The organism is uncultured Phenylobacterium sp., assembly GCF_902826855.1.
Taxonomy (GTDB): Bacteria; Pseudomonadota; Alphaproteobacteria; order Caulobacterales; family Caulobacteraceae; genus Phenylobacterium.
Window position 1 is genome coordinate 1 of the sequence record NZ_CADEGK010000119.1, and the last position, 14,477, is coordinate 14,477.

Annotated in this window: 16 protein-coding genes and 1 pseudogene; 9 read left to right on the plus strand and 8 right to left on the minus strand. The window is 68.7% G+C overall.

The window, feature by feature from the left end:
• The first annotated feature begins 19 nt into the window (after positions 1–19).
• The gene (locus tag QZV94_RS15860; protein ID WP_293678904.1) at positions 20–1,291 is read left to right on the plus strand and encodes a sorbosone dehydrogenase family protein; all 1,272 of its coding nucleotides are present in this window, start codon (positions 20–22) and stop codon (positions 1,289–1,291) included.
• On the opposite strand, the gene QZV94_RS15865 is transcribed toward QZV94_RS15860, so the two are convergent.
• From QZV94_RS15865 to QZV94_RS15880, 4 genes are read right to left on the minus strand one after another with little or no spacing between them, the layout of a single operon-like run.
• Positions 1,288–1,575 (minus strand): hypothetical protein, encoded by a 288-nt coding sequence (locus tag QZV94_RS15865; protein ID WP_293678877.1) that lies wholly within the window; start codon positions 1,573–1,575, stop codon positions 1,288–1,290. The genes QZV94_RS15860 and QZV94_RS15865 overlap by 4 nt on opposite strands.
• Positions 1,576–1,577: 2 nt before the next feature.
• A complete protein-coding gene (locus QZV94_RS15870; RefSeq protein WP_293678879.1) occupies positions 1,578–4,112 on the minus strand; it encodes a cbb3-type cytochrome c oxidase subunit I in 2,535 nt (844 codons plus the stop codon).
• On the minus strand, positions 4,109–5,053 hold the full coding sequence (locus tag QZV94_RS15875) for a c-type cytochrome (RefSeq protein ID WP_293678881.1): 945 nt from the start codon (positions 5,051–5,053) through the stop codon (positions 4,109–4,111). The genes QZV94_RS15870 and QZV94_RS15875 overlap by 4 nt, the downstream gene beginning before the upstream one ends.
• Positions 5,050–5,397, minus strand: a complete 348-nt coding sequence (locus QZV94_RS15880; RefSeq protein WP_293678883.1) for a c-type cytochrome — start codon at positions 5,395–5,397, stop codon at positions 5,050–5,052. Before QZV94_RS15880 ends, QZV94_RS15875 begins: the two co-directional genes overlap by 4 nt.
• 230 nt (positions 5,398–5,627) lie before the next feature.
• Here QZV94_RS15880 and QZV94_RS15885 point away from each other — a divergent pair.
• Positions 5,628–6,050, plus strand: a pseudogene (locus QZV94_RS15885) (cytochrome c); the annotation flags it as partial.
• Here QZV94_RS15885 and QZV94_RS15890 read toward each other — a convergent pair.
• Both QZV94_RS15890 and QZV94_RS15895 read right to left on the minus strand, forming a co-directional pair.
• Positions 6,043–6,777 (minus strand): cytochrome b, encoded by a 735-nt coding sequence (locus tag QZV94_RS15890; RefSeq protein WP_293678885.1) that lies wholly within the window; start codon positions 6,775–6,777, stop codon positions 6,043–6,045. The pseudogene QZV94_RS15885 and the gene QZV94_RS15890 sit on opposite strands and share 8 nt — an antisense overlap.
• The gene (locus tag QZV94_RS15895; RefSeq protein ID WP_293678887.1) at positions 6,774–7,499 is read right to left on the minus strand and encodes a cytochrome c oxidase assembly protein; all 726 of its coding nucleotides are present in this window, start codon (positions 7,497–7,499) and stop codon (positions 6,774–6,776) included. The genes QZV94_RS15890 and QZV94_RS15895 overlap by 4 nt, the downstream gene beginning before the upstream one ends.
• Positions 7,500–7,788: 289 nt before the next feature.
• On the opposite strand from QZV94_RS15895, the gene QZV94_RS15900 reads away from it, so the two are divergent.
• Together QZV94_RS15900 and QZV94_RS15905 are read left to right on the plus strand one after the other, a co-directional pair.
• The gene (locus QZV94_RS15900; protein WP_293678889.1) at positions 7,789–8,406 is read left to right on the plus strand and encodes a hemerythrin domain-containing protein; all 618 of its coding nucleotides are present in this window, start codon (positions 7,789–7,791) and stop codon (positions 8,404–8,406) included.
• Positions 8,407–8,838: 432 nt separating this feature from the next.
• Positions 8,839–9,168, plus strand: a complete 330-nt coding sequence (locus QZV94_RS15905) for a hypothetical protein (protein WP_293678891.1) — start codon at positions 8,839–8,841, stop codon at positions 9,166–9,168.
• Here the strand turns inward: QZV94_RS15905 and QZV94_RS15910 are convergent.
• Positions 9,165–9,290: a hypothetical protein gene (locus QZV94_RS15910; RefSeq protein ID WP_293678893.1), complete on the minus strand. Its 126-nt coding sequence runs from the start codon at positions 9,288–9,290 to the stop codon at positions 9,165–9,167. The genes QZV94_RS15905 and QZV94_RS15910 overlap by 4 nt on opposite strands.
• Before the next feature lie 194 nt (positions 9,291–9,484).
• Here QZV94_RS15910 and QZV94_RS15915 point away from each other — a divergent pair, with 194 nt between their 5' ends.
• Entirely contained in the window at positions 9,485–10,198 is a 714-nt protein-coding gene (locus tag QZV94_RS15915; protein ID WP_293678895.1) for a heme-binding protein, read from the plus strand.
• A 307-nt stretch (positions 10,199–10,505) separates the two neighbouring features.
• On the opposite strand, the gene QZV94_RS25220 is transcribed toward QZV94_RS15915, so the two are convergent.
• Complete coding sequence (locus tag QZV94_RS25220) at positions 10,506–10,613, minus strand: KTSC domain-containing protein (protein WP_367254599.1); 108 nt, start codon at positions 10,611–10,613, stop codon at positions 10,506–10,508.
• A gap of 271 nt (positions 10,614–10,884) precedes the next feature.
• Between QZV94_RS25220 and QZV94_RS15920 the strand changes: the two genes are divergently transcribed.
• From QZV94_RS15920 to QZV94_RS15935, 4 genes are all read left to right on the plus strand, one after another.
• Positions 10,885–11,472 (plus strand): SRPBCC family protein, encoded by a 588-nt coding sequence (locus QZV94_RS15920; protein ID WP_293678897.1) that lies wholly within the window; start codon positions 10,885–10,887, stop codon positions 11,470–11,472.
• 20 nt (positions 11,473–11,492) lie between these two features.
• The gene (locus QZV94_RS15925) at positions 11,493–12,683 is read left to right on the plus strand and encodes a zinc-dependent alcohol dehydrogenase (RefSeq protein ID WP_293678899.1); all 1,191 of its coding nucleotides are present in this window, start codon (positions 11,493–11,495) and stop codon (positions 12,681–12,683) included.
• A complete protein-coding gene (locus QZV94_RS15930; protein WP_293678901.1) occupies positions 12,683–13,078 on the plus strand; it encodes a Crp/Fnr family transcriptional regulator in 396 nt (131 codons plus the stop codon). The genes QZV94_RS15925 and QZV94_RS15930 overlap by 1 nt, the downstream gene beginning before the upstream one ends.
• 175 nt (positions 13,079–13,253) lie before the next feature.
• Positions 13,254–14,477 (plus strand): ABC-F family ATP-binding cassette domain-containing protein (locus tag QZV94_RS15935; protein WP_293678903.1); only part of this gene is annotated, 1,224 nt, incomplete at its 3' end.

The following is a 14,477-nucleotide window of genomic DNA, read 5'->3' on the forward strand; positions in this document are numbered from 1 at the left end:
CGCCGGCCTCACCACACTCTTGGCGCTCGCCGGCTGCGGCCGCAGCGACCCCGATCTGCGTCAGACGGGTGCGAAACCCGACCTGCCGTCGATCCGCCAGACCCTGGTACCCCCGATGAAGATCGCCAAGCCGGTGAGCTGGCGCGACCAGGTCCCGACGGCGCCGGCCGGCTTCACAGTCACGGCGATGGCCACCGACCTCAGGATTCCCCGTCAGATGCTGGTTCTGCCCAACGGCGACATCCTGATCTCGGAGGGCCGTGGCGGCGGCGCGCCGCCTCTGCGGCCGAAGGACGTCATCGCCGGCGTGATCAAGAAGCAGGGCAACACCAACGTCGAAGGTGGCGACCGGATCACTCTGCTGCGCGACGCCGACAACGACGGCCGGCCCGAGGTGCGGACCATCTTCGTCGACGGGCTAGACGCCCCCTACGGCATGGCGTTCGTGGACGGGTATCTCTACGTCGCCAACCAGGATGCGCTCGTCCGCTTCGCCTACCAGCCCGGCCAGACACGACTGACGGCCCCGGCGGAGGAGGTGACCAAGCTGCCGTCGGCGCTCAACCATCACTGGACGAAAGCCCTGACCGTCAGCGCCGACGGCCAGACGCTCTATGTCGGCATCGGCTCGAACAGCAACGTCGGCGAGCGCGGCATGGCGGTGGAGGAGGAGCGCGCGGTCGTCTGGGCCATCGACCGCACCACGGGCGCGCGGCGCACCGTGGCGCGCGGCATCCGCAACCCGACCGCCCTGTCGATCGAGCCGCAGACAGGCGCGCTGTGGGCGGTGGTGAACGAGCGCGACGAGATCGGCCCGCAACTCGTACCGGACTATCTCACCTCGGTGCGCGAGGGGGCGTTCTATGGCTGGCCCTACAGCTACTGGGGCAAGAACGTCGATCCACGCGTGAAGCCGCAGAAGCCGGACCTCGTGCAGCGCGCCATCGCACCCGACTATGCCCTCGGCTCGCACGTGGCGGCTCTTGGCCTGTCGTTCGTCACCGGCGGCGGCTTCGGCAGCGGCTACGGGGAGGGCGCCTTCATCGGCCAGCACGGCAGCTGGAACCGCCAGGATCCGGCCGGCTACAAGGTGGTCTGGGTGCCTTTTTCGGACGGGAAGCCGAACGGCCGGCCGGCGGATTTCCTCACCGGATTCCTCACCGCCGATGGCCGCGCCCGTGGGCGACCGGTGGGCGTGGTGTTCGACCCCGCCAAGCGCATCCTCCTCGTGGCCGACGATCTGTCGAACACGGTCTGGCGCGTCGCGCCGCGGGCCCAGTCGCTGCTCTAGCCAAACAGCGCGCCGAGCGCCTGCCAGCAGATGGCCACCGCGGCGCCAAGGCTGCCGAGGGCGGCCAACCTGTCAGGGAGCGCCGGCGCTGCACCGAAGCCTGTGCGCGCCAGGACCAGACCGCAGCCGGCCAGGCAGAGGAGGGTGGCGACCAGTGCCGCGGATGTCCACAGCGTGTGGTCGTCGGCCGAAGTCTGCGCATCGAGGCTGGCGATGGCGTAGAGCGCCGAGAAATGAGCCGCCCAGATCAGCAGGCCGGAGAGCATCCAGGACCAGCCGCGCATTGTCATATGCCTGGGAAGAGCCGGGGCAGGACGGCGACGAACGCGCCCTGGCCGGCGCTGAAGGCGAGGAACAGCGCCACCACCTCGAAAGTGGCCGGCTGGCGAGCGAGGACATAGCGGAAGGCTAGCCGCAGCCCGATGTAGAGGCCCATGAGCGCGGCCGTGGCGAGGAACAGGCCCTGCCATGCCAAGAGCGCGGTGACGGCGGCGTACTGTGACGAGGCCTGCGGATCGAGGCCGGCGCCCAGCCATCCCGCCACGTCGAGGCCGCCGGCGGCGTTGAGGGCCGCCACAGACAGCACCATCGAGAGCGTCGAGACCACGGGGCTGCGCGGCCCGTCGTGCGTGAGCAGTCGGACAGCGAGCCATGCCAGGAGCGCCGCCACCGCGTAGAGACCGAGGATCGCGATGAGCGCATCGTCCGGCGGCGGCTTCCAGAGTTCGGGCCGGCTGCTCCAGAGGAAGACGTACGAGAAGCCCGCGAGCAGGACGACCATCCCGGCGACCACCAGCGTGATCGCCATCGCCCACCAGCCGTGGCTCGCCGGCCCGGCGGCGTAGCTGGGCGCCAGGATGCCCGCGCCGATGTCGACCCGAGGCTGGGTCATCGGCCGGTCGAGCAGCCAGCACCAGTGGAACATGGTGTAGACCGCCAGCATGCCGAACAGCGCCGCGGCGGCGTAGGCCTGGACGGTCAGCAGCAGGAAGAAGGCTGCGGTGAAGACCGCGGCCCAGACGTGCCAGCCGGACGGCTTGGGCATCCGCAGCAGGAACTGCGGCTCGGCGTTCATCGGGCTGGTGACGAGGGTCTCGCGGCCGCCCGTCGGATTGTCCGGGAGGAAGTAGCGGCCGGTCGCCACGTCGCGCGAGAGGCCCTTCTGGTCCCAGAGCGGATAGAGGCTCGTCACCACGGGGATCGAGCGGACGGAATAAAGGTCGTTCGGCAGCCACTCGAGACCCGGGCCGTCATAGATGTTGCCGGCGTTCTTCCTGCGGAACGGGCGGAAGTTGCGGGCCATGTCGATCCCCCAGAGCAGGACCGCGATCCCGAAGAGATAGGCGCCGGCGGTCGAGAGCAGGTTCGGGAGCTCCCAGCCGCGGTCTGGCAAGTAGGTGTACACGCGGCGCGGCATGCCCATCAGGCCGGTCAGGTGCATGGGCAGGAAGGTCAGGTGCATGCCGGCGAACATCAGCCAGAAGATCCAGCGCCCCATCCGCTCGCTGAGCGGCCGCGCGCTGACCAAGGGGGTCCAGTAGTAGATCGCCGCGAACAGCGGGAAGACCATGCCGCCGATCAACACGTAGTGGAGGTGGGCGACGATGAAGTAGGTGTCGTGCGCCTGCCAGTCGAACGGGACCATGGCGACCATGACCCCGCTCAGGCCCCCCACCACGAAGATCACTAGGCCGCCCACGGCGAACAGCCCCGGCGTGTTGAACCGCATCCGGCCGGCGGCCAGCGTCGCGATCCAGGCGAAGACCTGGACGCCGGCCGGGACGCTGACGGCCATGGAGGCGGCGGAGAACACGTTCACCGACATCCGCGGCATGCCCACCGTGAACATGTGGTGCGCCCACACGCCGAAAGAGATGAACCCCGTGGCGAGCATAGCCAGCACCACCAGCCGGTAGCCGACCAGTTCGGTGCGCGCGATCGCCGGGATGATCGTCGACATCGCCCCCGCCGCCGGCAGGAAGATGATGTAGACCTCGGGGTGGCCGAAGAACCAGAAAAGGTGCTGCCACAGCAGCGGGTCGCCGCCCTTCAGCGGATCGAAGAAGGGCCAGCCGAAGGCGCGCTCCAGTTCGAGCAGTAGGGTCGCCAGGATCACCGAGGGAGAGGCGATGACGATCATCCCGGCGAAGATCAGCATCGCCCAGGCGAAGATCGGCAGCTTGTCGATCGTCATGCCGGGCGCGCGGGTGCGTAGGACGCCAACGATGATCTCGATGGCGCCGGCGATGGCCGAGATCTCGATGAAGCCGATGCCGAGCAGCCAGAAGTCGGCGTTGATCCCGGGCGAGTACGTGGCACCCGTCAGCGGCGGATACATGAACCAGCCGCCGTCCGGCGCCAGGCCGAAGAACAGCGAGCCAAAGAAGGCTAGCCCGCCGATCAGATACGCCCAGAAGGCATAGGCCGAGAGGCGCGGGAAGGGTAGGTCGCGCGCGCCCAGCATCTGCGGCAGGAGGAGGACGCCCAGCGCTTCCACGGCGGGCACCGCGAACAGGAACATCATCATGGTCCCGTGCATGGTGAAGAGCTGGTTGTAGGTCTCCTGCGGCAGGACGCCGTTCATCGGGAGGGCCAGCTGGGTTCGCATCAGGAGCGCGAGCGCGCCCGCCAGCACGAAGAACAGCATGGCCGCGCCCAGGTAGTAGACCCCGATGAAGTTGTTGTTGATCGCCGAGATCCACTGCCAACCCTTCGGCCCGCACCAGGCGTCCTCCAGCTTCTCCAGTTCGCCGGCGGGTCGTGGCCCTCGGGTCGGAAAGCGGTCGTAGAGGCCGGTGTCGAACCCGGTCTCGGAGGTCATTTGAGCGCCTCGAGATAGGCCGCCAGGGCACGCAGGTCGCGACCGCTCAGCACCGGATAGGCGGGCATGCGGTTGCCGGGCTTGAGGGCCTGGCTGTCGGCGACCCAGGCGGCGAGCGTTCCCTGATGGTTGGGCAGGATGCCGGCGCCCAGGGTGCGGCGCGAGCCAATATGGGTGAGGTCGGGTCCGGCCAGGCCGTTGGCGGCTGTTCCGCGCACGGTGTGGCAGGCGCCGCAGCCGGCGGCTGCAAACACCTCGGCGCCGCGGCTGGGGAGGGGTGTCGCCGGCCGACCCTGCCGCGCCTGCCAAGCGGCGTAGGCGCGGGGCTCGTGGGCGACGACCACCAGCCCCATGAGCGCGTGCGGCCCGCCGCAGAACTCCGCACACTGGGCCGCGTAGACGCCGGGCCGATCTGCCTGCAGGCGCAGGATGTTGCGGCGGCCGGGGATCATGTCGAGCTTGCCGGCCAAGCGCGGGATCCAAAGGCTGTGGATCACGTCCGCGGCCTCGAGCTCCAGCACAACGGGCGCGCGGGGGGGAATGTGGATCTGGTTGGCGTCCTGGAAGGCCTCCCCACCCCTGGCGTCGAGATAGCCCACCCGCCACCACCACATCTCGCCCGTCACTCGTACTCGCACCTCGCCGGGCGCCGGCGGCGCGCTGAGGTCGCGCGTCAGCGTCAGGCCGTAGATCAGCAGGCCCGTGAGCACGACGACCGGAAAGGCGAACCCGCCCAGCCACACGAGCCGCTCGCCCCCCAGCCGCGCGCGCCAGCGCCGGGGTCCGAACAGGGCGGCCGCCGTCGCCACCAGCACGATCGCGAGTACGACCGCGCCCATCGCGAACAGCACCCAGGCCACCGTCGTCACCGGCCCGGCGAACGGCCCGGCGGGGTCGAGGACTGGCGGCGGCCAGCCGCGCAGGGCGTCCAGCGCGCTCATTGCAGGGTGTAGAGGAAGGCGGCCACGTCGCGCGCCTCGGCGGTCGTGAGCGGGACCGCGGGCATGCCTGTTTCCGGCGCGATGGCCGACGGGTCGCGCAGCCAGCGGACGAGGGTCTGCGGCTGGTTGGGAACGCGGCCGGCGATCAGGGGGCGGCTGGCGAACCCGGCCAGCGAGCCGCCGGTCCGACCTTTCGGCCAGTCCACGCCGGGGATGTCGTGACAGGCGCCGCAGGCCGCGCGCCGGGCGATCTCGCGGCCCCGCTCCGGGTCCGCGCCGGCCAGCTGTCGCGGCGGGAGGCCCTTATCGGCGCAGGCGGCAAGCAGGCCGGCGGCCAGGATCACGGCTGAGGCCCCCGCGCACAATCCATCCCACCGCCTCATCCGACCCCCTAGGCATCGAGACAAGAACCCGTGCGAAGCTTGGCAGTTCCCGGGAACCTCGGCCTTGGCCGCGGGGTTCGGCAGGCATGCGCGCTGTCGTCGCCTGCCTTGCCATCCTCAGCCTCGGCGCCTGCGTCGAAACCGGGCGCGCGACCGACGATGGCTTCAGCGCCACGGGCCAAGTGGTGGCGATGAGCGGGGGTGACGGCGGCGCGGCCCATGCCTGCTTCGCCTGCCACGGCCTGGAGGGCCGCGGCGACGGAGAGGGCGCACCGCGCCTGGCCGGCCTCGAAGCGGGCTACCTCCACAAGCAACTGGAGGACTACGCCGCGGGGCTGCGCGCGGACAAGGTGATGCAGCCTGTGGCCGAGCGGCTGACGCCGTCCGCGCGTCTGGCCGTCGCCCGGTACTACGCGGCCTTGCCTCCGACGCCAGCCGTGACCGCCGCCGCGCCGCCGGCCTACGCCGCTTGCGTCGCCTGCCACGGTGCGGCGGGGGAAGGGGCTGGCGCCGGCGGGCCCGCCATCGCGGGGCAGCCAGCGGCCTATGTGGCCGACCAGCTTCGGCGCTGGCGCGAGGCCAAGCGGCGGAACGATCCGCGGGGCGTCATGCGCGTCGCCGCCGCGGATTTGAGCGCGCCCGAGGCCGCGGCCATAGCCGTCTGGCTAGCCTCAGCGTCCGCTTCTCCACCGCACGATATCGCCGCCGCCACGCGGTCGGCCGCCGATGCGGCTTCGGAATGATCGGCGCCATGCCGTGCAGGACGTCGTCCTGCTCGATGACCTGGTGCTTCAGCGCGCCCACGACATGGATCGGGATGAGGAGCAGCAGGCTGACCACCAGTCCCCAGTGCGTCCACTCCGCGAGCGCCTCCAGGCCCCACAAACGGGTGTTCGGAAGGTCCTGAAGCGGCAGCAGCGGCCAGGGGATCTTGGCCAGCAGGCTGAGGTCCGTCTCTCGCGCCGAGGCCGACACCATCAGCCAGCCGCTGAGCGGCAGGCCGAAGAGGCAGGCGTAGAAGACGTAGTGGGCGATGTGGGCCGCGGTGCTCTCCCATCCCGGCTTGTCGGCGTCGTTGATCGGCTCCGGCGCGAAGGCCCGCCAGGCGCTGCGGCCGATGATCAGCGCCAGCATGACGACGCCGACGGCATAGTGCAGCTCGTAGGCGGCGACCTTGTCCCCGCCGACCGGCAAGCGCCCCATCCACCAACCCCACCCGAGCTGGAACACCACCAGGACCGCCATCACCCAATGGAAGACGATGGCGACGGGCGAATAGCGCCCTTCGTCTGCGTGACCGGCCGCCCACTCGAGGACGCTGAGGAAGAGCCGGTCGATCATGCTGTCGAGGCCGAAGGCGGCGTCAGCAGCCGCCCCAGCACGAGGAGCGCGATAACGAGGTAGATGGCCGCGGCTGGCGCCCACATGATGCGGCCCGCCAGCTGCTGGTCCTGCAGCGGGGGGAGGCCCCACGCCCAGGTCGTGGCCGCGTGGGGCGCGTACAACGCCCGGCCGGCGACGGTCAGCAGCGCACCGAGCAGCCCCATTTGCACCGTCGAGACCAGAAGGCCAGCGATCGCCGCCATCGGTCGCGCGGCGCGCACGGCCAGCCAGAACCACAGCGCCGTGCCGAACAGGCTCGTCTGCATGAGCCAATACGGCGCGTCGTTGGAGAGCGCCCAGGCGTAGGCGCCCGGCGCGTGCCAAATCCAAAAGACCGCGGCGGCGCACAACGTCGCGGCGGCCAGGCCCGACCGCGAAACAGGCGGCAGGCTCCAAGCGGCCAGCGGCGCCACGGCGGCGACCAGCAGGACGTGATGCGCCGTCCGCGCCGTTAAGAGGGCCGACGACAGCGCGCAGAGCGGAGATACGAAGATCACCGCGAACAGTCCCAGCGCCAGCCAGGCGGACCGTGGGGCCGATCCCCGCCACAGCACGGCGGCGAGCGCCAGGATGCCGGCAATCACCACCGGATCGAGGTTCCATCGCACCATCAGATCGAGCGGCGTTGCGCCGGCGCCGCAATAGGGTGTCCAGACACTGGCTTCCAGGGATGCCGCCATCGCGCTCGCTCCACCCGCACAGCTCTGCCTTGGAGAACCGCGATTGCAACGCCGGGTTCCAACGCCGGCCACGGCTCGCACGCGGCATGCCGACGTCCGAGCGCATCGCCGGACGTCCGGTTCTGGGGCGGCGAGCTAACGTCCGCTCGTGCGCGTTGCCGACCTCGCCGAGCTCCCGCACCGCTGGCGTACAGCGAGACAATACGGCGTCATGCTTCTCTCACGGCGCCACTGGGAACAAACCGCGGCGCTGACGCCTCCTTAGGAAACCTTCGGTTCGGAGCTTCCGATGTCCCTTCTCGATAAGGCCATCGCGGCCATCACCCCGCCCGTCAGCGATGAAAAACGCGCGGAGGCCCATGCGAATGCGCGCGCCGCCGCAGAGCCCGGCGACTGGCTGTCCCAAGTGCTGGATCATCACGAGGAGATCGACCAGGCTTTCGCCGAGACCCGCGCGGCTGCGACGGCGGACGCGCGGCGCCAGGCGCAGAGGAAGCTGGGTGCTCTTCTGACCGGTCACTCGATGGCGGAGGAGGCGGTGATCTATCCGGCCCTCGCCCAGGCGGGAAAGCAGGGCCACGCCAACACCGCCTACACTGAACAGGTCGCGGCCAAGCAGCAGGTGGCCGCCCTCGAGATGATGGACCCGATGAGCGAGGACTACCTCGACAAGCTCGGGCACCTGGAAGGCGCGGTGAAGACCCACGTCTATCAAGAGGAAAGCGACTGGTTCATTGACATGAAGCGCGAGGCGCCGGCCGAGGCGCAAGCGCATGCGACCGCACGCTATCGGGAAGAGGCCGGGCGGTACTTGGAGGGCGGACCGCCTATGGTTGGCGTGGCTCCGGAAGCCCGGTCATTCGCGTCCGAAGCTGCGGCGGAGGCCTACCAGAAGCCCTTGGGCTAACCAGCGGGGGGAGGGTAAGGCTTGGCTAGCCGGTCCGCCTCCGCAGCGAGGTCAAATAGCTCCTTTGAAGAAGACATAGCGAACGCGCCTAGCTAGCGCGCGCTCAATGCGTGGGCGACCGGTGCGGTGGCCGTCAACGCAGGCGAGCGGAAGAGCACTCACAGAGGGAACCGGCAACCGGGCAGAGCCTTGGGGAGTGAGACGAGGAACGTAGGAGTCATAGCTGTAAGCCATGCCAGCGCATGGCGTGGCGCTGCGCAATTAACCAATCTGCGCGCGCTCGAAATCAGGGCCGACACCAGGCCTGCCGACGTCCGGGGAGCCCCACTGGCAGCCCCGTTCATCAGCGTGAACCCGCGCTGAACGCGGGCCTGAATGGCCGTTCAGCCGCGGTTTCATAGCCTAAGGGCTCCACGTTCTGAGGAGCATCCCATGCATAAAATCATCCTGGGCCTCACAGCCGCGGCGGCGACGCTCGTCGCCGGCGCCGCCATGGCCCATCCCTATGGCGACCATCGCGGCGGCTACGGCTACGATCGTGGCTATAGCTACGACCACGGCTACGGTTACAGCCGCTACCGCGACTCCGACGGCGACGGCGTCTCAGACCGCCGCGAGTGGGGCCGCGACCGCGATCGCGACGGCCGGCCCGACCAATGGGACCGCTTCGACAACCGTCGCGGCAAGCACTGGCGCCACCATAGCGGTCATCACCGCCATCAAGGCTGGGACGATCACCGGCGCTACGACCGCTACCGCTAAGCGCCGAGCGCCGGCCGCTTCTCCACGAAGTGCGCGACGCCTTCTTCGAAGTCGTCGCTCTGCTCCGCACCAGGGAGCATGATGCGGATCTGTGAAGTGGCAGATATGCCGGCAACGGCCATGCGCCTCTCGATGCGGAGTTGCGCGGTGCTTGGGCTGAAGCCTGAGAAGCCTGAGCGGACACTACTCTATCCCGAGCGTCGTTTCATAACCTGCGCCGAGCGCCGCTCAAGTGAGAGCCCCAACCGAACCCTTGGCAGTGCCCTACCGACGGTGGACGGTTGTCCGTTGCGAGCCTGTCCCAGGCCTGCGTACGTTGCCGCAGCTGGACCGGATCGTCGGCGTCGGCTGGTATGAAGGTTCCGCAATCCCCCTTTCGTCTGATCCGGAGATCCGAATGGCGGCACTGAAACTGAGCGCGATCGTGGTAGCCACACTTGGAACGGTGTTCGCGCCCGACCTGGCCCGCGCCGGCGCCGAGCAGCCTGACTACAAGGTGCTGCACCGCGAAGGCGCCGTGGAACTCAGGCGCTACGGGCCGCGCCTCGTCGCCGAGACGGTGGTCCGGGGCGACGAGGTCTCAGCTCGCAACAAGGGGTTCCAAGCGATCGCCGGCTACATCTTTGGCAGGAACCAGGCCGGCAAATCTATCCCGGGCACCGCACCGGTGGCCCAGGCGAAGGCGGAGAAGATCGCCATGACCGCGCCGGTGGCCCAGGCGCGTGCCGCGGACGGCAGCTGGCGGGTGCAGTTCTTCATGCCGGCTAAGTACACTGTCGAGACCCTCCCCCGGCCGAACGATCCAGCGGTGAAGATCGTGCAGCTGCCAAGCGAACAATACGCCGTCCTGCGATTCTCCGGCCTCGCCGGCCGAAGCGCCGTCGCCACGCGCACCAGGGAACTGAGCGCCAAGGCCGCGGCAATGGGATGGACGGTGACGGGCTCACCGGTCGTATGGTTCTACGACCCGCCGTGGACCCTGCCGCCGATGAGACGCAACGAGGTCGCGCTGCCCGTGGCGCCCAGCTAAGGACTTCATCCTCGTGTCAGGCGCCTTCCGCATGGCGGGCTTGAGCCCGGCCGCGCCTACGTGTCCTGCTCGGCGCCGGGCGCCTATGGCTGCCTTGCTCTAAGCGGCGGGACCGGGCGAGAGGGTAGGGCCAACAGAAGCGCGCGGTGAGTGAAGAAGTGGGCGCCGGAAGTCACGGCGCGTCGCCCCGAGTTCCCGGCGCGGGCCCAGGACGGCCCTCGTCCAGACGCGTAAATGTGAACTTGCCACAGATATGGCGATTGAAGAACTCGCCCTTGGCGAAGGCCCGCTTCATCGCTTCGAAGGTCTAGGGCGGGACCTCGTGATACCTATAACCCCGCCCGCTCACTAGCTGGACGTCCAGCCGAGCGGCCTCTCCGTCGTACTCGAAAGACCGGATGACATGCGACGGCATCCGCAGAGAACGCCGGGCCGCGACGCGAGTGCCGATATCTCACGGTGGGCAGTTTCCTCCGGCGGGAGGCCAGCCCCGACGCCAATCTTCGCGGGCGGATACCACGGGCATTGAACCTGTGACGCCCTCGGCGTGACGTCGCCGCGCTTGGCTGCCTGCAGATCGCCCGCCGAGCCGCATTTTGATCCGCCTGCAACGCCGAGCGCCACAAATGGTGGGGGCGGGAACTTTGCCCCTCGATGTCGATTGATCGGCGCGAGGGAGAACTTCCATGTCGAAGGATCACGTCGAGAGCGCCCGCGAGAGTGACGCGCCGCTGACCGCAGCGGTGCATCAGCGCGACGTCGCCAAAGAGGTCGCTGAGGACCGCGGCTGGGGTGAGGCGGCCCTGGTGGGGCGGACGGTCACCATCAACCGGCCCCGAGCGCACCTGTACGCCTTCTGGCGGGACTTTCGGAACCTGGCCGCCTTCATGGAGAATGTGGAGAGCGTGACCCCCGGCGACGGTCAGACGTCGCATTGGGTGGTCAAGGCTCCGGCCGGCCAGACGGTCGAATGGGACGCCGTGATCACCGAAGACGTCGCCGACGCCCTGATTGCCTGGGAGTCCGTCGATGGCGCCGACATCAAGACCGCCGGGCGGATCGAGTTTCGCGACGGCCCGCCGGGTCGTGGCACGGAGGTCACCGCCACCATCGTCTACGACCCGCCCGGCGGCGACCTCGGCAAACTGATCGCCAAGCTGTTCCAGAAGGAGCCGAAGATCCAGGCGCGCCGCGAACTGCGCCGCTTCAAGCAACTCATGGAGACCGGCGAGGTCTCCACCTCCGACGCTCCCGACGCCGCGCCGCGCGGCTGAACCAGTACGAGGAATTAGGCATGCGCGCGCTCACCTGGCACGGCAAACACGACGTCCGGATGGACACCGTCCCCGACCCGCAGATCGTCAACCCGCGGGACGCCATTATCAAGATCACCTCGACGGCGATCTGCGGCTCCGACCTGCACCTGTACGACAGCTACATCCCCTCGATGCACCGGGGCGACATCCTGGGCCACGAATTCATGGGCGAGGTCGTCGAGATCGGCCCGAAGTCGACCCTGCAGAAGGGCCAGCGGGTCGTGGTGCCGTTCGTCATCGCCTGCGGGCAATGTTTCTTCTGCGGCAAGCAGCAGTTCTCCGCCTGCGACAATTCCAATCCTGCGGAGAAGGCGGACCTCGGCGAGGTCGCCTATGGCTACGCCATGAGCGGTCTCTTCGGATATTCGCACATGACCGGCGGCTACGCGGGCGGGCAGGCGGAATACGTCCGCGTGCCGTATTCCGACGTCGGCCCCATCGTCATCCCGGACGGCCTCGAGGACGACAAGGTCCTCTTCCTCTCGGACATTCTGCCCACCGGCTGGATGGCCGCTGAGAATTGCGACATCGAACCCGGCGACACTGTGGCCGTGTGGGGTTGTGGTCCGGTGGGGCTGTTCGCGATCCAGAGCGCACTGCTGATGGGCGCCCACCGGGTGATCGCCATCGACCACTATCCGGGCCGCCTGGCGCTGGCGAAATCCATGGGCGCGGAGATCATCAACTACCATGACGTGAAGGTCCGCGAGGCCTTGATGGAGATGACTGGCGGTATCGGGCCCGACGCCTGCATCGATGCGGTCGGCATGGAGAGCCACGGCTTCACCATCGACAACGTGATCGACGCGGTGAAGACAACCACCAAGCTGGGCACCGACCGCGCCCATGTCCTGCGCGAGGTGCTGATGGCCTGCCGCAAGGGCGGACGGGTCTCGATTCCCGGTGTCTACGGCGGCGTCGGCGACAAGATCCCGATCGGGGCGCTGATGCAGAAGGGCCTGCAGGTGAAGACCGGCCAGACCCACGTCCAGAAATACCTGCGCCCGCTGCTGGAGATGATCGGCGAGGGCAAGATCGACACCACCTTCCTGATCAGCCACCGGTTGCCGCTGGAACAGGCCCCCGAAGGCTACAAGATGTTCAAGGAGCAGCAGAACGAGGTGACCAAGGTCGTCCTCAAGCCCGACTGGGGGAAGGAAGCCGCCTGATGTCGCCAGCCCCTGGGCTTCTGGAGGTTCACGAGCGGCTCGCGCAGGTGGGGCTCGCCACGGACGCGACCTTCCACATGCCCCTGACGCAGGACACCATCAGTGACGTGATCGGCCTGAGCGGCGTGCACCTCAACCGCACCCTGCAGACTCTGCGGCGTGACGGGCTCATCGTGTCACGGCAGGGCTATATCACCCTGACCGATCGGCGCCGGCTGGTGGAAATCGCCGCCTACGTGAGCCGGTTTCCGTTGGCATGGCAGCCGAGCGTCGGGTCTGAAACCGGTCGCCGTGCGTCATCGCAACTGGCCATGAGCTCCTGGGCCGTCCCGTCTCAACTGAAGTCCGGTCCAGTCCGCTCTGCGACGCGAAGGGCGGCGATGACCTCACTGTAGCTTCGGGAGCGGCGGAGTGGGGGAAGGTCCAGCCCCGCCTTCTGGCATCGCCGGCCTTGCGACCGCCCGCGACCGTGTCCAGCGCGCCTCGTGGGAGGCCGCGGTTGCGACGGAGGCATCGCCGGCTCGGGCTGAGGGTGGCGTTCGTCTCGCCCGCGCGCTAGCAGGCCGCCCCATGATCCGCCTCGACAACATCTCCAAGCAGAACGGCCACCAGATCCTGTTCATCGAAGCCTCAATGGGCGTCCAGAAGGGCGAGAAGGTCGGGCTGGTCGGGCCGAACGGCGCCGGCAAGACGACGCTGTTCCGCATGGTCACCGGTGAGGAACAGCCCGACGACGGCTTGGTCGTGATCGATCCCGGCATGACCATCGGCTACTTCAGCCAGGACGTCGGCGAGATGTCGGGCCAGAGCGCGGTCGCCGCGGTGATGGATGGCGTGGGTCCCGTCAGCGCGCTGGCCGCCGAGATGTCCCGGCTCGAGGCGGCTATGGTCGATCCGGACCAGGCCGGCGACCTGGACGCCATCATGGAACGCTATGGCGAGGCGCAGGAGCGTTTCGAGGAACTGGACGGCTATGCGCTGGAGGCCCGGGCGCGCGAGGTGCTGGCGGGCCTGAGCTTCAGCCAGGCGCGCATGGACGGCGATGTCGGCCTCCTGTCCGGAGGGTGGAAGATGCGCGTGGCGCTCGCCCGCATCCTCCTGATGCGGCCCGACGGCATGCTGCTGGACGAACCTAGCAACCACCTCGACCTGGAGAGCCTGATCTGGCTTGAGGCTTTCCTGAAGGGCTATGGCGGCGCGCTGGTGATGACGTCGCACGACCGCGCGTTCATGAACCGCATCATCGGCAAGGTGGTGGAGATCGATGGCGGCGACCTCGTCACCTATTCGGGCGATCTCGATTTCTACGACAAGCAGCGCGCACTGGGCGAACAGCAGCGCCAGGCGCAGTACGAGCGCCAGCAGGCCATGCTGGCCAAGGAAATCAAGTTCATCGAGAAGTTCAAGGCGCGCGCCAGCCACGCCGCCCAGGTCCAGAGCCGGGTGAAGAAGCTCGACAAGATCGAACGTGTCGAGGCGCCGCGCCGCCGCCAGTCGGTCCAGTTTGAATTCCGGAGCCCGCCGCGGTCGGGCGACGACGTCATCAGCCTGCGGGACGTCCACAAGGGCTATGGCGCCCAGCCGATCTACACCGGCCTCGATCTCTTGGTGCGCCGCAAGGAACGCTGGTGCGTGCTGGGCGCCAACGGCGCCGGCAAGTCGACGCTGCTGAAGCTTGTGGCCGGCGCCACGAGGCCGGACAAGGGCACGGTGGGCATCGGGGCCAGCGTCAGGATGGGCTACTTCGCCCAGCACTCCATGGACCTGCTGGACGGGGAAGAGACGATCTTCGAG